Below are 25015 nucleotides of genomic sequence, written 5' to 3'. Positions count from 1 at the left end.
AGCGATCATGAGCAAGGCCACCCATAATCCAAAATGTTTTAACCAAAGCAACAATACCCCCTTTGCCGAGGTGTTGGACCGTCATCTTTCTCGCCGCAACTTTGTAAAAAGCGGTTTGGGTCTCGGCGCCATGACCGCGTTTGCAGGTTTGGGCCTCGCTGGCTGTGGCAGTGATTCTAACCCGGTAACGCCTCCCGTGACCACGCCTACACCATTGCCACCGCCGACCCAGTCTGACATCACTCTGGGCTTTAACTCCATTCCCGGTTCGCTCACCGATGGCGTTTCCATTCCAGAAGGCTACCGTGCTCAGGTGCTGGCTCCCTGGGGGACGCCACTGAATGACAAAGCTGCCCCCTGGAAAGCAGATGGCAGTAACACGTCAGACGATCAGGCCAATGCCGTGGGTCAGAACCACGACGGTATGCACTTTTTCCCACTGAATGATGCCGCCGACGATGGTCTGCTGTGTATCAACCATGAATATATTGAACCCGACGCCCTGCATCCTGCCGGTCCGACCGTTGACCCAGTCACGGGTCTTCGCACCATCCTTGATGAAGTACGCAAGGAAATCAACGCTCACGGCGTCACTGTGGTACGCATTAAACGCACCAATGGTGTATGGGAAGTCATTAAAAACGATCCCCATAACCGCCGCTTCACCGGCGCTACCACGTTTGATATGGCAGGCCCTGTTGCATACAGCGACCATCTGGTTACCGCATTCTCGCCCGATGGCAGTCAGGCCCGCGGTACCCTGAACAACTGCGGTAACGGTTCAACGCCATGGGGCACTTACCTGACCTGTGAAGAGAACTGGCCCGAGTATTTCGTCAACAAAGGCGAAATGTCTGCCGCCAATGCCCGTATCGGTGTTGCAACCAAAGACACCCGCTACGGATGGAACCATTTTGCTGGCCACGATGAAGAGCGTGCAGATGAGTTCAGCCGCTTCGACACCACCCCCACAGGTATGAGTGCCCTCTACGATTACCGCAATGAGGCCAATGGCCACGGCTATATCGTTGAAATCGACCCATACACCCCTAATCAGCGCGGTATCAAACGTACTGCCCTTGGTCGCTTCCGCCATGAAGGCTGCACCTTCGGCAAGCTCGAAGAAGGTAAACCCGTGGTGTTCTACTCAGGCCATGACTCCCGCTTCGAGTATCTCTACAAATATGTGTCAGATGCGCTTTGGTCTGAGGCCGATGCCAACAGCAGCAACCGCATTGCCACCGGTGACAAGTACATGAATAACGGTACCCTTTACGTGGCGCGCTTCGACGAGGATGGCCAGGGTGAATGGTTACCACTGGTGCCCGATACTGTCACCACCGACGGTAAAACCCTCGGTGAGCATTTGGGCTCGCTTGCCGACATCATAGTTAACACCGCAGGTGCTGCAGACTTGGTGGGTGCGACCCCAATGGATCGCCCTGAATGGTGTGCTGTCGACCCTTTCACCGGCAGTGTGTACCTGACACTGACCAACAACACCCGACGCACCGAAGCCAATCCGGCCAACCCACGTCTGAAAAACAGCTTTGGACATATCATTCGTTGGGATGAAGGCGCCTCCGACACGGAGTTCAGCTGGGATATCTTCGTATTTGGTTCTCCTGCCAATGGTGACAGCGAAACCAATCTCAGCGGCCTGACCGATGAGAACCAGTTCGCAAGCCCCGATGGTCTGGCATTTGACCCACGTGGCATCATGTGGGTACAAACCGACAACGGCGCCAAGGAAGTGACTGAGCACACCAACGACCAGATGCTGGCCGTGGTGCCATCAAAGTTGCTCGACGCCGATGGAAACCAAAAGCCGCTTCGCGCGGATAACCAAATGGAACTGCGCCGTTTCTTCGTTGGTCCCAACGACTGTGAAGTAACAGGTGTGGCCTTCAGCCCTGATTATCAAAGTCTGTTTGCCAATATCCAGCACCCAGGTAACTGGCCTTACAGTGATGATGCGACCCAGGTTACCCCAGCCGGCATGATCATCAGACCAAGGGCTGCCACTGTGGTTATCTCAAAAGTCGATGGCACCGAGGTAGGTGTGTAAATTGGAGTCGGGAGTATGAGCTGAGCGTCCAGATATGGCTCCCGCCAAAATAGAAAACACCGGCTAAGGCCGGTGTTTTTTTGTTCTGCTATCGCCATCTTGTGAAGTCATCGAGACAGCTGTATGTTTTTCATATGGTTTCGGAGCGTAGCTCAGTCCGGTAGAGCACTGCCTTCGGGAGGCAGGGGTCGCAAGTTCGAATCTTGTCGCTCCGACCAACTCAGTATCGCCGGCTGCTTTAACCCTAAATCGGGGTTTGCCCCTCATTGAACCTGGCAATAAGGCGATGGCGCTCATCAAGGCAGGCGCCGGGTCTGCGGTTGCGTCCAAGCAGGGTTGACTCCACAAACAAATCAAACCAGGTGGCAAGCTGCTCACTGTTATGGCTTTCACCCATAGCGCCAAGCACCATGGCCGCCACTTCTGCGGTACCAAACTGAAAATCCCGCTGGCCTTTGCGCAGGGCATAGCGCGCAAGTTCACCGGCATCGAATGACAGCAGCGGCAAGCCTGCCAGATAGGGGCTCTTTCGAAACATCTTCACCGCTTCCCGCCAGCAGCCATCCAGCATGATAAAGAGTGGCCGTTTGCCCGCCAGCATCTCTTCACTGATGGCCTGATGTACTACTTGCTCAGGCGCGGCATATTCCCCAGGGAAAACCACAAAGGGCATAAAGTCAGGATGCTTTATCAGCGCCAGCACCTCATCATCTACCTGGGTACGGCTCCACAAAAACGCCCAGGTGTCGGGTATCAGATCGGCAATTAGGCGACCACTATTGGTTGGCTTGAGCACTTCATCATCGTACATCAGCAACATAAAGGCGGCTTTGGTATTTAGCTGTGAGCGATATTCACAGGTGCAAAACTGGGTTCCCAATAGACATTGCTCGCATCTACGTAAATTTTTACCCCGTGCGGTGAATGGTTTTGATGATATGGATTTACGATACTGATACAGCCTGTGTACCGCGTGTTCCTTCTTCTCATTAACCATGGTGAAAGGCGCTCCGAAACTGGCAAGGGTGATAATCGCTATCCCGGCTCACACTGCCGGGGCGGAGCATAATACGCGAGTTGGCATCAATTTGCCCCTGAATTTGAGGTCTTGAGTTTGAATAATCGCAATAAAAAGGCCGGCGATATTGCCGGCCTTCCTGTCCGCAATATCGCCGGACTTACAGGATGCGACGAAGCAAGATGTCAGCCTTAAGCCTGCGGATGCGGTTCATGATTTTCTTCACCGGTACCGGGTAATGATGCAGGGTATCAACCTGGCTGTAGTGATACAGCCTGTGAGTGTGATTGAGAATATGGGCCTGCTCCTTGGCAAAACTTTGCTGCCACACTCCCGTCTCATCCTGTACCAGCAGACCGTTTTCCAGATCCAGTGCCCAGGCTCTGGGATTCAGGTTTGAGCCTGTGATCAGATGGCGGCGATTATCCGCACTTATCCCCTTGAGGTGATAACTGTTGTTATCGTGCTTCCACAGGTGGATATTGAGCAGTCCTGCCTCTATTGCCCACTGCTGACGTTTGGCAAACTTGCGCAGTGACTGTTCATACAGATAAGGCAGCGCGCCTATGGTGTTGAACTCTTTCTCCGGTGGGATAAAGAAGTCATTTGCGGTCTTGTCTCCCACCACGATATCGATTTTAACGCCGTTTCTGAGCTGTTTAACCAGTGCGCGCACCAACACCCGGGGAGGATTGAAGTAAGGCGTACAGATAAAGAGTTCAGTGCGGGCACTCTCAACCAGGGAAATCACTGCCTTATTCAAGGCATTGTGCTTGCTGCCAAGGCCAACGAGCGGGGTTACCCTGTTCCCGCGGGAGACTCCCTCAAACTGGTATTGCGCTTCACACAAACGCTGTTTGAACGTGCGTACATCTACCTTTTGCGGTAACACTTCGTCTTCGGCAGCCTGGGTCAGCAGGCTAACTGCAGGGTCCGCGAGCAGATAGTTATCAATCATCGAGCGCATGCTCAGGGCAAGTGCGTGGTTTTCAATCAGGTGATAACGGTCGAAGCGATACTTATCTACTTGATGTAAATACACATTATTCAGACTGGCGCCGCTGTAGATGACGGCATCATCGATGATGAAGCCCTTGAGGTGCAAGACCCCCATAAACTCTTTGGCTTTTACGGGCACGCCGTAGATGCCAAAAGCGCAGGGGTGATTCTCCATCACGCGGCGGTACATCAGGTAATTACCGCTGTCACCCTTGTGGCCGATCAGCCCGCGACGGGCCCGGTGAAAATCGACCAACACCTTGATGTCCATCGACGGGGTGGCAGCTTTGGCAGCCAACAAAGCGTCCATCACTTCCCTGCCCGCTTCGTCGTCTTCAAGATAGAGAGCCGCTATATAAATGGCCTGTTTGGCCGATGCGATGCGCTCGAGCAGACAAGATTTGAAATCCTGAGGGGTCAGCAGCCACTTGAGCTGCTCAGGTTGAAGGGCAATGCCTTGCAGCTTTTCAACCAAGATCTGTCTCCTTAGAAGTGCCGGCCATCACGGTAATAACCCCGCTTGTCCAACCCAATAAATATGACGGCAACACTCAATTGGGTTTCAACCAAAAGGTGTTCACGAATGCAGGCTTCCATTTCGTCCTGCGTTGATTCATTCCGTTGAAACCAAAGCACCTCCACTGTTACCAGTGGTTGGCATGCCTCTCCCTGTTGGAAAAATTGACTTGGGATCCACTCCAGGGTGTAACTTGACACATCTGTCGCCGTTATTGCGGCCAGTTGCGCTGGCAAGTTACGGCTCATTCGGGCCACAGCGTCAGATGCAAGACCGCGAATTCTGAGATGAGGCATAGAGGGTCCTTAGTCGATTAAGGGCTAGAAATTACCGATAAGCGCCCTTCGGGGCAAGCATTTTTGCCATCATAGCCATGCCTGATGAAAATTCCGACCAACTTTTGTCCAATAGGTGACAGACCCCCTGCTTAGTTGGTGCAGTGGTTACACCCCTAATCGGCTTTTGCTATAGTGACCGCATAGAAGCTGCTGCCCCCGGAACAACCATGAATCGCCCTAACCTGCAAATCCTGTTCACTGTAGCGCTTGCCCTCGTTGGCGCCTTTGTGTTGTTTCATTACAAAACCGTGCTGGGCATTTTGGTGCTGCCGCTGTTTATCGCTCTGGTGCTCTTTGTTACCCTGCGTTTCTACCGCTTAATGGAAAAAGACGATCCCCGGGATCAAAACTGACCGCAGCAATCGAGCCCCCATAAGCGCAGGAGTCAATGGATAGAACTGCCACCGGGTTTTGGATAGAACCCAAAAAAGGATGCAGCATGACGGCACGTTTAATGACTACCAAAATGACAAAGGCACTCGTTCGCTCTCTGGCAGGGCTATCGATTTCATTTGCATTTGTGGCATCAGCCACTCCCTGGCTTTCACTTGATATGGAAAGCACGGTGACAGCCTCCCCCTCAGCAAGCTCTCAACCAGTGAAACCAACTGAGGTGCCCGATAACGCGCCTGTCGAGCCGCTACTGCAAGACACACTCCCTATCGATGAGAAGCGCGACTCAAAACCGGCCTTTTCCGCCGATACTCCATTTTCCATATTACCTCCAACTGCGCTTTCTCCCTCGAAGGATATTGCGCCTGACTGGTATCTTGCCATTAAACCCAAACAGACCAATGTCGCCGTACTTGCCGTTGATCTGAAAACCCAGCGGGTGGTTATCAGCGATAACAGCGAACGCGCCATGTTACCCGCCAGTGTGCAAAAGTTATTGCTGGCATTGGCAGCCCAGCATACCCTGGGGCGGGATTTTCGGTTTCATACCCAGCTTTTCGTCCAGGGATTTAAACCTCCTGTAATCGAGCGCCTCTATATCGGCTTCAGCGGCGACCCACTGCTCACCAGCGCCGAACTCAGCGCCCTGCTTGGCAGCCTTAAGCAGCAAGGCGTACACACCATTAATCGGGTTTATTTGGTTTCAGCTGTCGATAAGAGCGATAAGGCGCCCGGATGGGTTTGGGACGACCTGGGAGTGTGTTACGCCTCACCGGTTGCCGAGTTCAGTCTCGATAAAAATTGCGTCAAGGCATCACTGCGACCAACAGAAAATGGCGATGGCACCTATGTGAGACTGGCAAAGGATGCCGCAATTTCCATTGATAACCAGCTGAGCTATCGCCCGGGGGCCAGCTTCAAAGAATGCAGCCCCCACCTGTCGGTGGTTGGCCCCAACCGATACCTGCTCCATGGCTGCTATAGCGGCAAACAAGCCTTGCCTTTGTCCATCGCAGTGACAGACACGGATGTTTGGTTACAGGAAAAGGTTGCAGGCCTTTTGAAAGCAGCCGGATTCAACGCCCCCATACCCGAACGTTTACATACGCTGCCTGCCAGCGCTCATCTGGTTGCCGACCATCAGTCGGCTCCTATGGATTCATTACTGAGTGAAATGCTCAAAGAATCGGATAACCTGATTGCCGATGCGCTGCTTAAGCAATTGGGTAAGATGAAGGGGCAGGATGAATCGGACTTCTATCAGGGAAGTCAGGAAATGGCCGCCAATTTGACGCTGCTCGGTGTGGATCTGTCCAGCGCCAATCTGGTTGATGGCTCAGGATTATCACGCTACAACCTCCTGAATGCACGCCAATTGATGCAAACCTTGCTGTTAATCCATCACACAGAAGACTACGCTTCCCTCAAGGATGGGCTGCCTGTGTCAGGAAAAGACGGCACGCTGCTTTACAAACGCGGTTTCAATTCGCCGCCGTTAAAAGACCGGGTCCAGGCGAAAACCGGCAGTATGCAAGGTGTGTCAAACCTGGCCGGTTTTTTACGCAGCGGTGATAGGGAATATGCTTTTGTGGTGCTGGAAAACGGTTTGGTAGAGCCCGAAAGCCAAAACGGCAAACGTAAGCCGGGCTTCGCTGCTATCGTTCTTAAAGCTCTGCTACAGCACGAACCGCAGCTCATGTCCGCACAAAAATGACCCTTAATGTATGTTAGGGCCCAGTTTTTGTGTGATGCACCATACCACAAGCTCAATAGCCTGCTTAATTATTCGCCAAGTAAAAAGGGCCGATAAACGGCCCTTTTTTATATCGCGCATCAGCACCTGGTTTGTCACCTGTCAGAAATAAGCGTCAGGCAGTGACATTAAAAGCTCATCCCCGGCTTTTGCTGCGCGCAGCAGCGCGTCCGCTCTTGGCATCAGTTTGGCGAAGTAGTAGTCACAGTAAGCCGCTTTTTCACCAGCCAATTCACTGCCGGCGGCATTGGCCGCATCACGCATCAGCAAGTGATAATAGCCATAGAGCAGGTAACCAAACGCATCCAGCATATCAACTGCCACCGAATTGATTAACGCGGGGCGATTTAACTTATTATCGTTAATCCAGGTTGCCACAGCGACGAAATCTGCAAAACCGGCTCTCAGTGCATTTGCCTTGTCACAGGTGCCGCTTAGCACCTCAATATGCTCGGCAATGAACTCCTTGAGGGTTGCCAGATTATCGCCAGTGACCTTGCGCCCCAGAAAGTCGATGGCCTGAATGCCGTTGGTACCCTCATAAATCTGGGCAATGCGGGTGTCACGCACCAGCTGCTCAATCCCGGTTTCCCGGATATAGCCGTGACCGCCAAATACCTGCTGCGCCATGATGGTGATATCAAGACCTCGGTCGGTTAAAAAGGCCTTGGCCACCGGGGTCAGCAGTCCCACATAACGCCCTGCTTTGGTTTTAACGGCGTCATCGTCGGCAAACTTAGCCAAATCCAATTGCTTGCCTGTGTGTACTGCCAGTGCCCGACCCGCATCGGTAAGTGTGCGGGTGGTGAGCAGCATACGACGAACATCGCCATGAACCAAAATGGGATCTGCCGCGGCAGTGCTGCCAACGGCATTACCCTGCAAACGCTCTTTAGCATAGTCAGATGCCATTTGCACTGCTGCCTGTGCGCTGCCGAGCCCCTGAATACCGATGGCAAGGCGCTCATAGTTCATCATGGTGAACATGCAGGCGAGCCCCTTGTTTTCACGGCCAATAAGCCAACCACGGGCACTGTCGAAGTTCATGACACAGGTTGAAGAGCCCTTAAGCCCCATCTTGTGTTCTATACTGCCCACTGAAACGCCATTGGGCTCAGTCAAATTGCCGCTGTCATCAACAGCAATTTTGGGGACTAAAAACAGCGACAGACTGTTGGAGCCGCTGATTTTCGCAAGCACCAAGTGGATCACGTTTTCAGTCAAGTCCTGATCGCCACCCGTAATAAAAATTTTGCTGCCAGTAACCAGGTAACTGCCGTCTTCCTGGGGCTCGGCGCGAGTGCGGATGTGGCGAAGGTCAGAGCCAGCCTGCGGCTCTGTCATGTCCATAGCACCAGCCCATTCACCACTGTAAAGCTTGGGCAAATAGGTGCTCTTAAGCTCATCTGAGCCATGGGCGTTAATGGCCAGCGCTGCCCCTGCAGTCAAAGAACCATAGAGATTAAACGCGTTACAGGCGCTGTAGCCCATTTCGTCAACCAGCACGCCGAGCATCTTGGGCATGCCCATGCCGCCGTATTCCGGGTCGCCACAAAGACCTATCCAGCCGCCTTCAACAAAGGCGTTATAGGCCTCTTTATAACCCTTTGGCGTGGTTACCTTACCCTCGCTGAAGCCAACACCCTCTTCATCGCCAGCACGGTTGATGGGATGCACCAATTCGCTGTTCAGCTTGGCGGCTTCTTCTAAAATCGCCAGCGCCGTGTCCATATCAACCATGCCCTCGAGGGACGCAAGACCTTGCCAGGTCGCTTCAGCATTAAACACATGTTCCAGCAAAAAACGCATCTCGCCGAGTGGCGCTTGGTAGGGATTCATTGGCTATTCTCAAACGGTGAATTTAAACAGTTGTTTCAATTTATCGAATAAAGGCGGGAAACTCAATCCATTCCACAAGCATAGCCATAAAAAAGCCCCGGTCTGTTAACCGGGGCTCGTTTTGTTACATCGATTACCACATGAGATCGTCCGGGATCACATAGTCAGCGTAAGGATCGTCCTCTTCTGCCATGGGTGGCTGGTTATCAGTTTCCTGCCACAGATAGCCACACCATTCCGGTACCAACAGATTCACCCGTTCAGCCAGTTTATGCGGTACCAAGTAGCTGCTGTCTTCGTGGCGTACTATTCCGAGGTGGCCACCAAGCAACTGATTTTGGATCTTCTCGTTGATGTAAACGCTGTAAATTTTACTGCCGATGGTGTAGTTGAATTTCACATCCGCATGTTCAGGTAAGCTGATGGCAAGGCGCTTAAGCTCTGTGATCAGGCTGCGAACCTGGCCCTTGGCTTCGGCTTCCTGAAAACGCTTTTCGTTAAGTGCCTTATCCTGCGCCGCCTGGGATGCCTTCTGTTCGGCGATGCTCTGTTTAAGGGCCGTGGACCCATCATCAACATTACTTTTGCGATCACGGCGTTTTTTGGTTTTAACGTCTTTTATCTTTTGCTTGCTGGTCAGCCCCGCTTTAAGCAGCTGCTCCTGTAATGCGTTAGCCATGATGCTCTCTCTTTATTGCAATCTATTCAGTTGTACTTTTTTAAACCTGATGCTGGTCAATGTAAGTAACCAGACTTAAGCCGGGCCTTTGCTCTGCTTTGATAAGAGTTGCCCAAGCTCTGTCATGGCTGTACTGGCTCCGCCAAGTGACCAGCCGCCATCAACCGGTAACACCACCCCATTGATGTAGCTGCCAAATTCAGACGCCAGAAACAGTGCGCAGTTGGCAATATCCGTGATGCTGCCATTTCGTCCAAGCGGTACACTTTGCGCCACTCGTGCCTTGAGGGCATCACTGGGAGCGAGTCTATCAAAGCCTTCTGTACCTTCAATGGGGCCTGGTACGATGGAGTTGATCCGAATTCCTTCCTGGGACCATTCCATCGCAAGTGTACGGGTGAGCATATCAACACCGGCCTTGGCAGCACACACATGGGCCTGCATCGGCATGGGGACAAACGCCTGGGGGGCCGAAATCTGCAGAATCACACCCGGGCGTGACAACAAAGGATAACAGGCTTTCAGCACTTGAAAACTGCCAAGGAGGTCAATGTCCATCACCGACTTGAAGCCGTTTACACTCATTCCTGCAGCAGGCGCCGGGAAGTTTCCTGCCGCGCCGCTGATAAGCACATCAACGCTGCCAAGCCCTTGATGTAAAGCCTTAATGCCGTCATTAACAGCGTCATTGTCACGCACATCGAAACTGACACCGAGCGGCGTTACCTCTGGATTATCACCAGTCAGGAGTGTAAGCGCCGCATCGACCTTATCCTGACTGCGACTCGCTACCGCAACCCGGCCGCCGGCTTTCGCAAACGCCCTGGCAATCCCCAAGTTGATCCCACTGGTACCGCCAACCACCAAAATGTTTTTCCCGTGAAAGTCGAACATCTTACCTCCTTGTCAGCACTAATTGCGTTTCAGCCGTAAGTGTCGGTTAATGGGGCCCTGTGGTTTATATTCCGCGGATTGACTGGTGAATTTCTGTCAGTGTCTTGAGCGGATCTGCAGACTTGGTGATGGGACGACCAATCACCAGGTAATCGGAGCCCGCTTGCAGAGCCTGAGCGGGTGTCATGATGCGATGCTGATCGCCTGCGTCACTCCCCTCGGGGCGAATACCCGGGGTAATGAGTTTAAAATCACGGCCACACAGGTCTTTAAGCATAGTGGCTTCCTGGGCCGAGCACACCACGCCATCAAGACCTGCATCCCGGGTCAATTTGGCCAGACGCTTCACATGCTCAGCGGCGCCAACATCGATGCCCAAAAGCTTCAGATCTTCATCGCTCATGGAGGTAAGCACAGTCACGGCAATCAGCAGCGGCGCATTGTCGCCGTATGGCAGCAAGGCTTTGCGCGCGGCTTCCATCATGGCAAATCCACCTGAGGCATGGACGTTCACCATCCATACGCCTAACTCAGCGGCAGCGGCAACTGCCTTGGCCACTGTATTGGGGATATCGTGGAATTTAAGGTCAAGGAACAGGTCGAAACCACGATTTTGGATGTCTTTGACCAGCTCTGGCCCAAACAGGGTGAACATTTCCTTGCCTACCTTGAGGCGGCACATGGCGGGATCGAGCTTATCAACCAACTGCAACGCTGAATACTTGTTGTCAAAATCAAGGGCAACCAGAATGGGCTTGTCTCTCATGGGATCTCCGATGCAGTGGGACTAAGGTTATTCGCCATCCAATCCTTTCACCCGGGCAATGCTGCCCCAGGATTTACAGGAAGGGCAATGCCAGTAGAGTGCGTGTGACGGAAAGCCACAGGACTTACAGCGATAGGCGGGACGGAATTTTATTTGTTGTTCGACCAATTGTTCAAGTAAAGAAAGGCTTTCTTTCGCCTGCCCTTCTTCGGCTTGGGCTAAATGCAGCTTCATCAGTTCGGAGAAGCCTTTCATACTGGGCTGACGATAGAGGTTATCCAGCAGCATTTTTTCAGCCATTTTTATCTGGCCTCTGACGACCATTTCTTCTGCCAGTGCCACCACGACTGACGCGCCGCCACCATTGGCGAGCGCCTGCGCCAGTAATTCGCGATACCCTTCCTTATCATTGAGGTCGGCGTATACCTGGCGGGCAATTTTAATACCGTCAGCAAAGAGTAAAACATCGACTTCAGCAAGGCTGGTCAACATGGCGGCAGCATCGCTCAAACGCGCTTCATCGAGATGCAGTTTAGCCAGGGTTAGTAACACCCGGCCGCAATTTGGGTCTTGCTTGAGCGCCTGGCTCAAAAGCTTTTGCTTTTCATCTGCGGTTTTGGCTTCGTCCGCTAGCTGACAGTAGAAATGGGCGACAATGGGTTTTAAGGATTGCTGGCGCTTTTTAGAGAGCCCCTTGGTGATATCGATGGCCTTTTGCCATTCCTTGATGATCTGATAGATGGCAATAAGCTGATTTTCAGCTTCTTCGCTGTGATCATCTTCTTTAATCAATGCCAGGAATATTTCTTCGGCCCTGTCGTAGAACCCGGCTGCCATGTAGTCTTTGCCAAGCTCCATCATGGCCGCATCGCGCTGCTCTGTGGTTAAACTTGGGCGGGCGATGAGGTTTTGATGGATACGAATGGAGCGGTCGACTTCACCACGCTTACGAAACAGCGCACCCAGCGACATGTGAGTGTCTATGGTTTCATCATCCACATCCAGCAGACTGATGAATAAGTCTACAGCTTTGTCGGATTCGTTGGAGAGCAGGTAATTCAGGCCGGTGAAATAATCGCGGCTGAGCTTTTTACGTTGGTGATGCTGGTTCTGACGTAAACTGCGACGTCCCATATACCAACCGTATCCGGCGGCAATGGGCAGCAGCAGAAACAGAATTTCCAGCATATCAGGACTTCACTTCACCCGAAGAAACCAGAGGAGCCGGATTGGTCGCGGTCTGCGGCTCGAGTTTCTGTAACTTCCGATTTGCCCGGGAAAGCGCATACTTGAGTTTGCCGATGTGGTACACAGCAAAACACCAGCACAGCAGGAAGCCGGCAAAAAATACGCTCGCGAGAACGACGGGTAATCGAAACTCACCCTGCGCCACAAAATAGTTGATGGTGACAAGCTGCTCATTGCGTGAACCAAGCAGTAATGCCAAAACGAACAACAGAGCAATGACCAAGGCCACAAAAAATCCTTTCACGGCTGCCTCCTTAACGCATGTCAATGGGCTGATTATCCAAGAATTTCACTTGGCTGACCAGTGTCTGTAGTACGGATAAACAAAAAAGCCTCCACAGGGAGGCTTTTTTAATCAACGTGTCTTAGACATTAACAGCGTCAACACGCTCGCGCAGCTCTTTGCCGGGCTTAAAGTGCGGAACGTACTTGCCTTCCAGCTCGACTGATGTACCAGTCTTGGGATTGCGGCCAGTACGAGGCGCACGATAATGAAGTGAGAAACTGCCAAAGCCGCGGATCTCGATACGCTCACCGCTTTCCAGCGTAGTGGCCATCTGTTCCAGCATTTCCTTGACTGCACTTTCTACTTCTTTCGCCGACAGTTGCGACTGCCTTGTGGCGAGTTTTTCGATCAGTTCGGATTTAGTCATCCTAGCTACCCCTATTATCAAGCCAAACACAGCCGCGATGAGGGAGCGGGAAATCCAACTCCCTCATATTTGGCAATTACTTACGAGCGGCCTTGAACGCTTCGGCCATAGCATTACTAATAACAGCGTCGTCAGACTTGTTCAAGTTTGCCATAACTTCTTTTTCGTCAGCTTCGTCTTTTGCACGGATAGACAGGCTCACGTTGCGGTTCTTGCGATCCACACCCATGAACTTGGCTTCAACGGCATCACCAACTGCAAACACGGTAGAAGCGTCTTCTACGCGGTCACGGCTGATGTCAGCAACACGGATGTAGCCTTCAACGCCTTCAGCCAGCTCAACAGTCACACCTTTGGCGTCAACAGCAGTCACGGTACCGTTAACGATAGCACCTTTCTTCTTGTCGCCAACGTAACCGTTGAATGGATCGTCTTCAGTCTGCTTCACGCCCAGGCTGATGCGCTCACGCTCTGGGTCAACAGACAGTACAACGGCTTCGATTTCGTCGCCTTTCTTGTACTCGCTAACGGCTTCTTCACCGGTGGCGTTCCAAGAAATGTCAGACAGGTGAACCAGACCGTCGATACCGCCGTCCAGACCGATGAAGATACCGAAGTCAGTGATAGACTTGATCTTACCGGAAACCTTGTCGCCCTTGTTGTAACGGTTAGCGAAGTCTTCCCATGGGTTGGTCTTGCACTGCTTGAGACCCAGAGAAATACGACGACGCTCTTCATCGATGTCCAGAACCAGAACTTCAACTTCGTCACCCAGGTTAACAACCTTTGATGGGTGGATGTTCTTGTTGGTCCAATCCATTTCAGAAACGTGTACCAGACCTTCAACGCCTTCTTCGATTTCAACGAAGCAACCGTAGTCAGTCAGGTTGGTTACGCGACCGGTCAGACGAGTGTTTTCTGGGTAGCGCTTGCTGATTTCCAGCCATGGGTCTTCACCCAGTTGCTTCAGACCCAGAGAAACGCGAGTACGCTCACGATCGTACTTCAGAACTTTCACATTGATTTCATCACCAACGTTCACGATCTCGGATGGGTGCTTAACGCGCTTCCAAGCCATGTCAGTGATGTGCAGCAGGCCGTCTACGCCGCCCAGGTCAACGAATGCACCGTAGTCAGTGAGGTTCTTAACGATACCTTTAACGGCTTGACCTTCTTGCAGGTTCTCCAGCAGAGCGTCGCGCTCAGCGCTGCTCTCAGACTCGATAACTGCACGACGGGAAACAACAACGTTGTTGCGCTTCTGGTCCAGCTTGATAACTTTGAATTCCAGCTCTTTGTTTTCCAGGTGAGCAGTGTCGCGCACAGGGCGAACGTCAACCAGAGAGCCTGGCAGGAACGCACGGATACCGTTCAGTTCAACGGTGAAACCGCCTTTAACCTTGCCATTGATGATACCGATAACGGTCTCAGCATCTTCGTAAGCTTTTTCCAGAACGATCCAGGCTTCATGGCGCTTGGCCTTTTCGCGAGACAGTTGAGTCTCACCGAAACCGTCTTCTACAGAGTCCAGAGCTACGTCTACCTGGTCGCCAACGGCGATTTCCAGAACGCCTTGGGCATTCTTGAACTGCTCGGCAGGGATTGGGCTCTCAGACTTCAGACCGGCGTCAACCAGTACCAGGCCGTTTTCGATGGCAACTACAGTACCACGAACGATAGAACCTGGACGGAACTCCAGTTGTTGAAGGGATTGTTCAAACAGATCAGCAAAAGATTCAGTCATGTTAAGTTACTTTAAGTAATAAACCAGCGACCATCCTGGACGTTGGAGTCAGTAGTTATATCCGCTTCATCCGTGAAGCGAATTCCTATACGCCCCCGGCTTACAAGCCAGATGCGGATAATCTGTCATTGATGTGGGCCACACATTGGGCGAACACATCGTCTATGCCAATACCCGTGGTGTCAATCACCAGGGCATCATCAGCAGGAACCAGAGGCGCAACCGGGCGATTCATATCGCGGTCATCGCGTTCCTGGATCTCGGCCAAAAGGCGGTCGATTTTAACATCGAAGCCCTTGTCCTGCAACTGATTATAGCGTCTCTGCGCCCGCTCTTCGGCAGATGCAGTAAGATAAAGTTTGGCAGGTGCTGTTGGAAAAACCACAGTGCCCATGTCGCGACCATCGGCAATCAGCCCAGGTGCCTGACAAAATGCACGCTGCCTGCGCAGCAGAGCTTCCCTGACGCGCGGGAATGCCGCGACTTTGGAAGCCGCATTGGAGCATTCCTGGGTGCGAATGGCACCGGTCACATCCTCACCTTCGAGCACCACCTTGATGGCGTCTTTGTCACCACCGGCCAGAAACTGCACATCCAAATGCGCGGCCAGCAGGGTGATGGCTTCTTCGTTTTCAAGTTCAACGTTATGGTGCAGCGCAGCCAACGCCAATACGCGATAAATGGCACCGCTATCGAGTAACTGCCAGCCATAGTGTTTGGCAAGCAAATGGGCAATGGTACCCTTACCGGCACCACTGGGGCCGTCGATAGTCACTACTGGAGCCCTTTCAGACATAAAATCCTCCACAATAGACATATCATCTTCCATGAATGCTATGGGTTCACCGAAAATGAGCGGGCGGCATTATACATCAAGGCCTGATAAAGATCCGTGTAAATTTTCGGCAAAAGAATGGGCCATCAGATGACAGCCCACTTTTACCGCATTCAGACTTATTCAGCTAAGTTAGCGAAGCGATTGAAATAATCTGGAAATGTTTTTGAGGTACAGCCGGGGTCGTTAATTGTCACACCGCAATCGGCGAAGGCCAGCAGTGAAAAACACATGGCCATGCGGTGATCGTTATAGGTATCGATTTCGGCATGGACAGGCTTGGCCGGCGGTGTGATATGGATGTAATCGTGCCCCTCTTCCACAACAGCGCCGACTTTTCGAAGCTCAGTCGCCATGGCGGCCAGACGGTCCGTTTCCTTGATGCGCCAGTTGTAGATGTTGCTCATCCGGGTTGGCCCCTCGGCAAACAGCGCCGCGGTGGCTATGGTCATGGCCGCATCTGGAATGTGGTTCATGTCCATATCGATGCCGTGAAGCTTGCTGCCGCGGGCGATAATGTAATCGTCACCCCATTCGATGTCGGCGCCCATGGCGGCAAGGGCATCTGCAAACTTCACATCACCCTGCACCGCCAAACGGCCAACGCCGGTGACTTTGACTTCACCGCCGCCAATGGCACCGGCTGCGAGAAAGTAAGAAGCTGACGACGCGTCCCCTTCTACCAGCACTTTACCCGGTGACACATAGCGCTGTCCGGCAGCAATTTCAAAGCGCTGATAGTTGTCGTTGCTGACTTTTACCCCAAATTTGGCCATCAAATCCAGGGTGATATCGATATAGGGCTTGGAAACCAGCTCTCCTTTTACCGCGATGGTCACTGAGTCCTTCGCAAGGGGAGCCACCATTAAAAGCGCGGTCAGAAACTGGCTGGAGAGGCTGCCATCGATTTCCACTACTCCGCCGGCAAGCCCAGTGGCATTGATGGTGAGCGGTGGAAAGCCATCGTTTTTAAGGTAACGGATATCGGCGCCAAGTTGACGCAGTGCATCCACCAGATCGCCGATGGGGCGCTCTTCCATACGCGGCTCACCGGTGAGGGTAAATTCGCCGGTTCCCAGAGTCAGCGCCGCGCACAAAGGGCGCATCGCCGTGCCTGCGTTACCCAAAAACAGCTCAAAGGCTTTATCGGCATGAATGGGGCCGCCAAGGCCCTTAAGAGTGCACAGGGTCTTGTCATCTGACAGGGTGAAGCTTACGCCGAGGCTTTCAAGGGCACTCAGCATATGGCGGATATCATCAGAATCCAGCAGGTTTGCCAGAGTGGTCTCACCGCTTGCCAGGGTTGCCAGCAGCAAGGCGCGGTTGGAGATACTTTTGGAGCCGGGGATGTTAACCTCCCCGTTGACCCGGGATACGGGCTCAAGACGTAATTGGTCCATTTCTCGTACTTCTCATTAAAAGCGAGTGAAGGCCAGATTGGCCGAAGTTGGCAAGGCTTTGCTACAACGCTGTAAGCCCCGCGTTACGTTTGAGGGAAAAACGATCCCTTTTGAGTCTTCGTGGTAATTAAATTACTGATCCCCAGCCGCGATTCAACCGTTTTTCAGTAAAAAATGGCGGATTGATGCTGATTTTTGTTCAATCAACACAAAATCGGCAAAAAACTGCCCCAAATGCTGCTCAGTATTGCAAGATTTGTTGCCAATCGGGCAACGGCCTTTTCAATCACGGCGGGATTTGCGCTCAGGGCTCTTTTTCCCGGCAACCCTTTCAGGCTATGCTAAGGCATTCGGGTCATGCTTGGCACAGGCATCCGGCTTGGCATTAACCAGGCTACAGCGCCCCCGTGCAAGCAGCTACACCCTATCCCTGCGGCTTTACCAACAACGATTACAAGGTAGAAGGAATTATGTTTGAGCATCTTTCGGCGTTGCCTGCCGATCCTATTCTGGGTCTTTTAACCAAATACCGTGAAGACAGCCACCCACAGAAAGTCGACCTGGGCGTGGGTGTGTATAAGGATCCCGCCGGCAATACGCCTATTCTTGACTGTGTTAAAACCGCCGAGAAGCTGCGTACCGATTCTGAAACCACCAAGGTCTATATTGGCCCAACCGGCTCAGCACCTTTTAATGAGTTGATGAACGAGCTGGCCTTCGGCGCTTCTCATCCCGTGGTTCAGGCGCGCCGTATTCGCACCGTGTCTACCCCGGGCGGCACCGGCGCCCTGCGGGTAGCCGCTGAATTCATCGCCAAATGCAAACCCGGCGCTACCATTTGGGTGAGCGACCCAACCTGGGCCAACCACACAGGGCTGTTCCAGGCCGCTGGTTTAACGGTAAAAACCTACCCCTACTACGATTACGACAATAAGTGCCTGAAGTTTGATGAAATGTTTGCGGCGCTTAAACAGGTTGGCGCAGAAGATGCTGTGCTGCTGCACGCCTGCTGCCATAACCCATCCGGCCAGGATTTAAGCACGGCTCAGTGGGATTCGGTGGTCGAGGTTGCCAAAGACAAAGGCTTCCTGCCCTTTATCGACATGGCCTATCAGGGCTTTGGCGATGGCGTGGATGAAGATGCCTACGGCGTGCGCGCTATGGCGGCGGCCGTGGATAACATGGTGCTTGCCTCTTCCTGCTCGAAGAACTTTGGTCTGTACCGCGAGCGCATCGGTGCCTGCTCCATTATCGGTAAAGACAGTGCCCAGGCAGACGTGTCGCTGTCGGTGCTGCTGTATGTGGTGCGCTGCATCTACTCAATGCCACCAGCCCACGGCGCCGCCATTGTGGAAACCATTCTGGGCTCAAACGAACTCAAGGCCCAGTGGCTGGATGAGCTCAAAGTGATGCGCGATCGCATCAACGGCAACCGCGCCATGCTGGTCGACAAACTGCACGCACTGGGCGCCAGCCGCGATTTTTCTTTTATCGCCCGTCAAAAGGGCATGTTCTCCTTCCTTGGCATCAACGAGGCCCAGGTCAACACCCTGATGAAGGACTACAGCATTTACATGGTAGGCTCGAGCCGGATCAGCATCGCCGGTATAAGCGAAGATAACGTGGATTATCTGGCCAAATCCATTATCGCCGTGCTGTAACCAACAAAGAATGCGATAACAAAAAGGACTGCCGAGGCAGTCCTTTTTTATGCGCGATTAAACTGATTAGCTACTGTGCTTGGCAGCAAAGGCCTGCATAAAGCTAACCAGTGCATCAACGCCTTCCAGCGGCATGGCGTTGTAGATGCTGGCACGCATGCCGCCCACAATGCGGTGGCCTTTGAGCGCAACCAGCCCCAAAGCTTCGGCTTCTTTAAGAAAGTCTTTATCCAGCGACTCATCAGCCAGTTGGAAGGTCACGTTCATCTGCGAGCGGTTTTCAGGCGCCACACCGTTTTTGTAGAAATCAAGACTGTCGATGCAGGTGTAGAGGCGACGCGCCTTTTCGACGTTAACCTGGGCCATCCCCTTTATGCCACCGACAGACTTAAGCCATTTGAACACTTCGGCGGCCAGGTACCAGGCAAAGGTTGGCGGCGTGTTGTACATGGAGTCGTTTTCGGCGGTCAGGCGATAATCCATGATGGAAGACTGGGTCAGCTGCGGCAGCTCCAGCATGTCTTTACGCACAATCACGATAGACAAACCCGATGGACCAATGTTCTTTTGGGCACCGGCATAGATAAGGGCAAAGCGGCTGACATCAATCTCGCGGGACATGATGTTGGACGACATATCCGCCACGATCGGCCAGGGACTGTCGATGTCATCAAAAATTTCGATGCCATCTACTGTCTCATTGGGGCAATAGTGCAAATAGCGGTACTCGCTGCCGTTGCCGCTCAGAACTGGAATGACTACCTTATTCATTCCATTTACTTTTTCAACGACATTAATGACATCAATATTGTCATCACCGGCAAGCTTTTTTGCTTCTTCAGTGGCGGCTTTTGACCATTGACCGCTGACGAGATACAGGGCTTTGCCGTTATCACCCAAAAAATTATTCACAACAGCAGAAAACTGACCGCGACCACCACCATGCATAAAGAGCACATGGTAGTTGTCGGGGATATTCATCAGCTCGCGCAAATCGGCTTCCGAGTCTTTGGCCAGTTGAATGAAGGGCGCACCACGGTGGCTCACCTCCATCACAGACACCCCCTGCCCGTTCCAGTCCAGTAACTCAGCTTGTGCCTTCTTCATCACGGCAGCCGGCAACATCGCCGGTCCGGCACAGAAATTATAAACCGCGCTCACTCATGATCTCCTTGCTAGCCTTTGGTGATACCCGTAGGTAGTCACACGTTTGGAAAAATAAAAAATCTGTTTGGCAAAAAAAACGAGCGCCCATTGGGCGCCCGTCTTCAATTATGCCTCGTCGTTGGCATCGTCTGTCGGCTGTGTATCAGCTTCGGCGATGATGTCGCCTTCGGCGCCTTCAACATCCTCTTCCAGATATTCGCTGCCGTCATCCTGTATTTCATCGATGCGCTGCAGACCAACAACCTGCTCGTCATCCGCGGTACGGATGATGGTCACGCCCTGGGTGTTACGGCCGATGATAGACACACCGTTGGCAGGGGTACGCACCAGTGTACCCTTGTCGCTGATGAGCATGATTTCATCGTTCTCGCCCACCTGCACGGCGCCTACCACAGGGCCGTTACGCTCGGTGACCTTGATGGATACCACACCCTTGGTGGCACGGCTCTTGGCTGGGTATTCAGCAAGCTCGGTACGCTTACCAAAGCCGTTGGCAGTCACAGTCAGAATGGCGCTGTCGTCTTTCGGTACAATCAGCGACACCACACGTTGACCATCTTCCAGGGCAATACCACGAACACCTGTGGCACCACGGCCCATGGGGCGCACGCCCTTGAAGTTGATTTGCGGCTTGCCTTCTTCATCCAGCACAGGGTTGCCGTTTTCATCAACTACAGCAACTTCTTCGCCTTCTTTGAAGCGCACCACTTTACCGGCGTCAGAGAACAGCATGATTTCGCTGCTGCCGTCAGTAATATCCACGCCAATCAGCTGATCGCCGTCTTTGAGGTTCACAGCAATAATACCGTTGGAACGTGGACGGCTGTACTCGGTCAGGGCCGTCTTCTTCACGGTACCGTGAGAGGTAGCCATCAGGATGTACTTGCCTTCTTCGTATTCACGCACCGGCAGAATCGCGGTAATGCGCTCACCTTCCTGCAATGGCAGCAGGTTAACGATTGGGCGACCACGGGCCTGACGGCTTGCCAGAGGCAACTGGTATACCTTAAGCCAGTAGAGCTTACCGAAGTCAGAGAAGCACAAAATGGTATCGTGGGTGTTGGCAACGAGCAGTTTTTCAACGAAATCTTCGTCTTTCACCTTGGTCGCGGCCTTACCCTTACCACCACGGCGCTGGGCCTGGTAGTCGGTCAGCGGCTGATACTTGGCGTAGCCGAGGTGCGACAGGGTCACTACCACGTCTTCTTCGTTAATCAGATCTTCGAGGCTGATGTCCACGGCAGAGGCGTTGATTTCAGTGCGGCGGTTATCGCCAAACTGCTCAAGAATAAGCTCAAGTTCTTCTTTGATGACTTCCATCAGACGCTCTGGGCTTCTGAGGATGTGGAGCAAACCGGCAATGATTTCCAGCAGCTCTTCGTATTCCTGCAGGATCTTCTCGTGCTCAAGACCAGTCAGCTTGTGCAGACGCAGGTCCAGAATCGCCTGGGCCTGTGGCTCAGTCATAAAGTACAGACCGTCGCGAATACCAAACTCTGGCTCCAGCCACTCTGGACGGGCGGCGTCGTCACCGGCCTTCTCCAGCATGGCTTTTACTGTGCCGAGCTCCCAACCCTTGGCAATCAGGCCTGCCTTGGCGTCGGATGGACTGGCAGAGGCCTTGATAAGGGCAATGATGGGGTCGATATTGGCAAGGGCAACCGCCAGCGCTTCCAGAATGTGGGCGCGGTCGCGGGCCTTACGCAGTTCATACACGGTGCGGCGGGTAACCACTTCACGGCGGTGCAGAATAAAGGCTTCCAGCATCTCCTTGAGGTTAAACAGCTTTGGCTGACCATTGGCCAGTGCCACCATGTTGATACCGAAGGAAGACTGCATCTGGGTTTGGGCGTAGAGGTTGTTCAGAACCACTTCGCCTACTTCACCGCGCTTGATTTCCACCACGATACGCATGCCGTCCTTGTCGGACTCATCACGCAGACCGCTGATGCCTTCAATCTTCTTGTCTTTTACCAGCTCGGCGATTTTTTCAATCAAACGGGCCTTGTTCACCTGATACGGGATCTCGGTGACAATAATGCGCTCACGGCCGTTGTCTTCGGTTTCGACTTCGGCGCGGGCACGCATGATGGCCTTGCCGCGACCGGTACGATAGGCTTCTTCAATGCCTTTTTTGCCATTGATAATGGCGGCCGTCGGGAAGTCAGGGCCCGGGATGTACTCCATCAACTGCTCGATGGATAGTTCAGGCTCTTCAATCAGCGCCAAACAACCTTTAACCACTTCGGTCAGGTTGTGGGGCGGAATATTGGTGGCCATACCCACGGCGATACCGGATGAACCGTTCACCAGCAGGTTAGGAATCTTGGTAGGCAGAACGGCAGGAATTTGTTCGGTACCGTCGTAGTTGGGCACGAAATCTACCGTTTCTTTATCCAGATCAGCCAGCAGCTCGTGAGCCAGCTTTTCCATGCGGATTTCGGTGTAACGCATTGCTGCTGCGGCGTCGCCGTCGATAGAACCGAAGTTACCCTGACCGTCTACCAGGGTGTAACGCAACGAGAACGGCTGGGCCATACGCACTATGGTGTCGTACACAGCGCTATCGCCATGAGGGTGGTATTTACCGATAACGTCACCGACCACACGTGCCGACTTCTTATAAGGCTTGTTCCAGTCGTTTTTAAGTTCGTTCATCGCGAACAGCACACGGCGATGCACAGGCTTAAGGCCGTCACGCACATCCGGCAGTGCCCGTCCCACGATCACGCTCATGGCGTAATCCAGGTACGAATTCTTGAGTTCGTCTTCGATGTTAATTGGCGAAATAGATGAAGCCAAATCAGTCATAAACTGCTCGATCCCCTGAAAATTAGCTGACAAGTCGTTTTCCGTGTCATTGTCGAGCCTTCAAACGTGATTTGGCATTCTAACACAGTAATTTAATGTCGAAACCCCCTCGTCCAAATCTCCTTAAGACTGTGATCAATGCAGTTCTGCCGCCGAGACATTTCATCCGTATATTTCGCTATTTTTCATTGAGATAGAGGGTTTATACCTTCAAACTGATTGGTCAGTAGTTAGACAAGATCAGCACACGGCCTTTGGCCCTATTCCATGATTGGCTAATTTTTGGACCAAATGCAGCAACAAGGGTGCGAAAACTCAAAAATTTGCACGAAAAGCCTGCTCGATATTGCTTGCTACTTCGTTTACCGCCCGGAATAGATATAATGGCGCTACCTAATTGATTTATTCCGCCCAAACGCCTTTTGGTGGGTTGAGCTAAGGTTACCGGGGACGCTATGTCAGAAGCCTTGAACGTCGATATTCAGGAAATCGCCAAATTTGAGAAGATGGCCGCCAGTTGGTGGGATCCCGATGGCGAATTTAAACCCCTTCATCAACTTAACCCGCTGCGACTGAATTACATCGATCAAACTTCAGGCGGACTCTTCGGCAAAAAAGTGCTGGATGTAGGCTGCGGCGGAGGCATTCTCTCTGAAAGCATGGCCCGCCTCGGTGCAACGGTTACCGGCATCGATATGGGCAATGAACCGCTGGAAGTGGCAAGATTACATGCCCTCGAGACTGGTGTATCCCTCAATTATGAGCGCTGCACTGCAGAAGAGCACAGAGAGTCCAATAAGGAAGCCTATGATGTGGTCACTTGTATGGAAATGCTCGAGCACGTTCCGGATCCCCTGTCGGTGATAGCCGCCTGCTGTGACATGGTCAAACCGGGTGGGTATGTGTTCTTCTCCACCATTAACCGCAACCTGCGCTCTTATGTGGAAACCATTCTCGGCGCCGAATACCTGCTGAAAATGCTACCTGTGGGAACACACGATCACGGCAAGTTCATTCGCCCTTCTGAGCTTATCGCCATGGTCGACCAAACCGAACTTCTCTGTAAAGACGCCACCGGTGTGACCTACAACCCGATCACCGGCACTTTCCGCTATACCAACAGTGTTGAAGTCAATTACATGATTGCAACGGTAAAACCCCTTGAGTGAGCGTGTATCAGTGGGCGGAGTGTTGTTTGACCTTGATGGCACTCTGGTAGATACAGCGCCGGATTTGGTGGCGGCACTCAACCTTGCTCTGGATGACTTTGGGTTTTCCAAAGCGGAGCAGGACCGAATGCGCCCCATAGCATCCCACGGCAGCCTTGCCTTGGTAAAAGCCGCGCAGCCTGGTCTCGAAGATGCTGTAGCCACACAGGTACAGCAGGCGCTTTTAGCGCACTACGCTAAGGTGAGCGGCACTGAAGCCAAGCTGTTTCCCGGAATGACGCTGTTGCTTGACCATTTAAACAGTCGGCAAATTCCCTGGGGCATTGTCACCAATAAAGCCGCCCGATATGCAAGACCCTTATTGGACAGACTCGGTCTTGCTCAGCAATGCGCCACGCTTATCAGCGGCGATACTGTCACCCGGGGGAAACCCGATGCAGCCCCCATGTTACTTGGCGCATCACATCTGGGACGAAAAGCCGGACACCTCTTATATCTTGGGGATGCAAAACGCGACATGGAAGCGGCGCGCAATGCCGGCATGGTTTCAGTACTGGCTTCCTGGGGTTATCTGTCATCACTCGATGAAGCCGATGATTGGCCAATCGATATACATTTGAAGCAACCTCAGGATTTGATTGCTCACCTTTAAGGCGAGTTTGAAGCTCGTTACGCCGGCAGTGTGACTGTCAAGGGATCATGAATCGATCGCTTGCAAGATAAGCGATCGATTCGTTTCACTGACAGGGTCAAAAAAGTGTCATATTAACGACATGGCACACGGAAATTGAGCTGGGAAGTTAGTCGACACTAACGTTGGTTTTTTTCCTCAAGATATCCACAAGTTCTTCATCGAATTCTTACTTGCAAATGCCCTCTTACCTCACTATCTTGTATCTTAACTTTTAATAAGCACCATATCTTGTGTATTGGTAGCAATCAGACACACTAGAAGTGTCCACCCCGAAACGCTTGTTGTGCCAGTATAAAGCGCTGGTTCGGGGCGCATGGCACGATTGTTTACATGGATATGTAGGGCAATACCAATCTATAAAGGCCTATC

General features: G+C 52.5%; 21 protein-coding genes and 1 tRNA gene. 7 read left to right on the top strand and 15 right to left on the bottom strand.

The genetic code is table 11. The annotated features are described in order from the left end of the window. Positions 1-7: 7 nt before the first annotated feature. Together K0H63_RS09395 and K0H63_RS09390 are read left to right on the top strand one after the other, a co-directional pair. The gene (locus tag K0H63_RS09395; RefSeq protein WP_220067705.1) at positions 8-2068 is read left to right on the top strand and encodes a PhoX family protein; all 2061 of its coding nucleotides are present in this window, start codon (positions 8-10) and stop codon (positions 2066-2068) included. Between the two features lie 141 nt (positions 2069-2209). After that, positions 2210-2286 (top strand) — tRNA-Pro (locus tag K0H63_RS09390). A 26-nt stretch (positions 2287-2312) separates the two neighbouring features. Here K0H63_RS09390 and K0H63_RS09385 read toward each other — a convergent pair. The 3 genes from K0H63_RS09385 to K0H63_RS20205 all read right to left on the bottom strand — a co-directional run bounded on the left by K0H63_RS09385 (position 2313) and on the right by K0H63_RS20205 (position 4850). Further along, positions 2313-3065 carry a tRNA-uridine aminocarboxypropyltransferase gene (locus tag K0H63_RS09385; protein WP_220067704.1) on the bottom strand — a complete coding sequence of 251 codons (753 nt, stop codon included), beginning with the start codon at positions 3063-3065 and terminating at the stop codon, positions 2313-2315. Between the two features lie 181 nt (positions 3066-3246). Next, a complete protein-coding gene (pssA, locus tag K0H63_RS09380; RefSeq protein WP_220067703.1) occupies positions 3247-4560 on the bottom strand; it encodes a CDP-diacylglycerol--serine O-phosphatidyltransferase in 1314 nt (437 codons plus the stop codon). A gap of 11 nt (positions 4561-4571) precedes the next feature. Continuing rightward, positions 4572-4850, bottom strand: a complete 279-nt coding sequence (locus tag K0H63_RS20205; protein ID WP_350355127.1) for a DUF1904 domain-containing protein — start codon at positions 4848-4850, stop codon at positions 4572-4574. Between the two features lie 257 nt (positions 4851-5107). Between K0H63_RS20205 and K0H63_RS09370 the strand changes: the two genes are divergently transcribed. Both K0H63_RS09370 and dacB read left to right on the top strand, forming a co-directional pair. Next, positions 5108-5293, top strand: a complete 186-nt coding sequence (locus K0H63_RS09370; protein WP_220067701.1) for a hypothetical protein — start codon at positions 5108-5110, stop codon at positions 5291-5293. Between the two features lie 245 nt (positions 5294-5538). Further along, positions 5539-7047: a D-alanyl-D-alanine carboxypeptidase/D-alanyl-D-alanine endopeptidase gene (dacB, locus tag K0H63_RS09365; protein WP_220067700.1), complete on the top strand. Its 1509-nt coding sequence runs from the start codon at positions 5539-5541 to the stop codon at positions 7045-7047. Positions 7048-7188: 141 nt separating this feature from the next. Here dacB and K0H63_RS09360 read toward each other — a convergent pair whose 3' ends face one another. The 10 genes from K0H63_RS09360 to aroA all read right to left on the bottom strand — a co-directional run bounded on the left by K0H63_RS09360 (position 7189) and on the right by aroA (position 17144). Beyond that, the gene (locus tag K0H63_RS09360; protein WP_220067699.1) at positions 7189-8925 is read right to left on the bottom strand and encodes an acyl-CoA dehydrogenase; all 1737 of its coding nucleotides are present in this window, start codon (positions 8923-8925) and stop codon (positions 7189-7191) included. A gap of 133 nt (positions 8926-9058) precedes the next feature. Continuing rightward, the gene (locus tag K0H63_RS09355; protein ID WP_220067698.1) at positions 9059-9604 is read right to left on the bottom strand and encodes a DUF2058 domain-containing protein; all 546 of its coding nucleotides are present in this window, start codon (positions 9602-9604) and stop codon (positions 9059-9061) included. 75 nt (positions 9605-9679) lie between these two features. Beyond that, positions 9680-10498 carry an SDR family oxidoreductase gene (locus tag K0H63_RS09350; protein ID WP_220067697.1) on the bottom strand — a complete coding sequence of 273 codons (819 nt, stop codon included), beginning with the start codon at positions 10496-10498 and terminating at the stop codon, positions 9680-9682. Between the two features lie 64 nt (positions 10499-10562). After that, entirely contained in the window at positions 10563-11264 is a 702-nt protein-coding gene (pyrF, locus tag K0H63_RS09345) for an orotidine-5'-phosphate decarboxylase (protein WP_220067696.1), read from the bottom strand. A 27-nt stretch (positions 11265-11291) separates the two neighbouring features. Then, positions 11292-12452, bottom strand: a complete 1161-nt coding sequence (gene lapB, locus K0H63_RS09340; RefSeq protein ID WP_220067695.1) for a lipopolysaccharide assembly protein LapB — start codon at positions 12450-12452, stop codon at positions 11292-11294. Position 12453: 1 nt separating this feature from the next. After that, positions 12454-12756 (bottom strand): LapA family protein, encoded by a 303-nt coding sequence (locus tag K0H63_RS09335; protein WP_220067694.1) that lies wholly within the window; start codon positions 12754-12756, stop codon positions 12454-12456. Between the two features lie 121 nt (positions 12757-12877). Further along, entirely contained in the window at positions 12878-13165 is a 288-nt protein-coding gene (gene ihfB, locus K0H63_RS09330) for an integration host factor subunit beta (protein WP_011759850.1), read from the bottom strand. A 76-nt stretch (positions 13166-13241) separates the two neighbouring features. Then, entirely contained in the window at positions 13242-14909 is a 1668-nt protein-coding gene (gene rpsA / locus K0H63_RS09325) for a 30S ribosomal protein S1 (RefSeq protein ID WP_203326981.1), read from the bottom strand. Positions 14910-15009: 100 nt separating this feature from the next. After that, a complete protein-coding gene (gene cmk, locus K0H63_RS09320) occupies positions 15010-15705 on the bottom strand; it encodes a (d)CMP kinase (RefSeq protein ID WP_220067693.1) in 696 nt (231 codons plus the stop codon). 158 nt (positions 15706-15863) lie between these two features. Further along, positions 15864-17144: a 3-phosphoshikimate 1-carboxyvinyltransferase gene (gene aroA, locus K0H63_RS09315; RefSeq protein WP_220067692.1), complete on the bottom strand. Its 1281-nt coding sequence runs from the start codon at positions 17142-17144 to the stop codon at positions 15864-15866. 470 nt (positions 17145-17614) lie between these two features. Between aroA and K0H63_RS09310 the strand changes: the two genes are divergently transcribed. Then, positions 17615-18805, top strand: a complete 1191-nt coding sequence (locus tag K0H63_RS09310; protein WP_220067870.1) for an amino acid aminotransferase — start codon at positions 17615-17617, stop codon at positions 18803-18805. Positions 18806-18871: 66 nt separating this feature from the next. On the opposite strand, the gene serC is transcribed toward K0H63_RS09310, so the two are convergent. Beyond that, positions 18872-19966, bottom strand: a complete 1095-nt coding sequence (gene serC / locus K0H63_RS09305; protein WP_220067691.1) for a 3-phosphoserine/phosphohydroxythreonine transaminase — start codon at positions 19964-19966, stop codon at positions 18872-18874. A 111-nt stretch (positions 19967-20077) separates the two neighbouring features. Next, on the bottom strand, positions 20078-22783 hold the full coding sequence (gene gyrA, locus K0H63_RS09300; protein WP_220067869.1) for a DNA topoisomerase (ATP-hydrolyzing) subunit A: 2706 nt from the start codon (positions 22781-22783) through the stop codon (positions 20078-20080). A gap of 455 nt (positions 22784-23238) precedes the next feature. Between gyrA and ubiG the strand changes: the two genes are divergently transcribed. After that, entirely contained in the window at positions 23239-23952 is a 714-nt protein-coding gene (gene ubiG / locus K0H63_RS09295) for a bifunctional 2-polyprenyl-6-hydroxyphenol methylase/3-demethylubiquinol 3-O-methyltransferase UbiG (RefSeq protein WP_220067690.1), read from the top strand. Continuing rightward, positions 23945-24604: an HAD family hydrolase gene (locus K0H63_RS09290; RefSeq protein WP_258405690.1), complete on the top strand. Its 660-nt coding sequence runs from the start codon at positions 23945-23947 to the stop codon at positions 24602-24604. The genes ubiG and K0H63_RS09290 overlap by 8 nt, the downstream gene beginning before the upstream one ends. Positions 24605-25015: the final 411 nt, after the last annotated feature.

The sequence above is a fragment of the Shewanella zhangzhouensis genome (assembly GCF_019457615.1).
Classification (GTDB): Bacteria; Pseudomonadota; Gammaproteobacteria; order Enterobacterales; family Shewanellaceae; genus Shewanella; species Shewanella zhangzhouensis.
The sequence above is the reverse complement of the archived record's forward strand: the minus strand, read 5'-3'. Positions and strand labels throughout refer to the sequence as shown.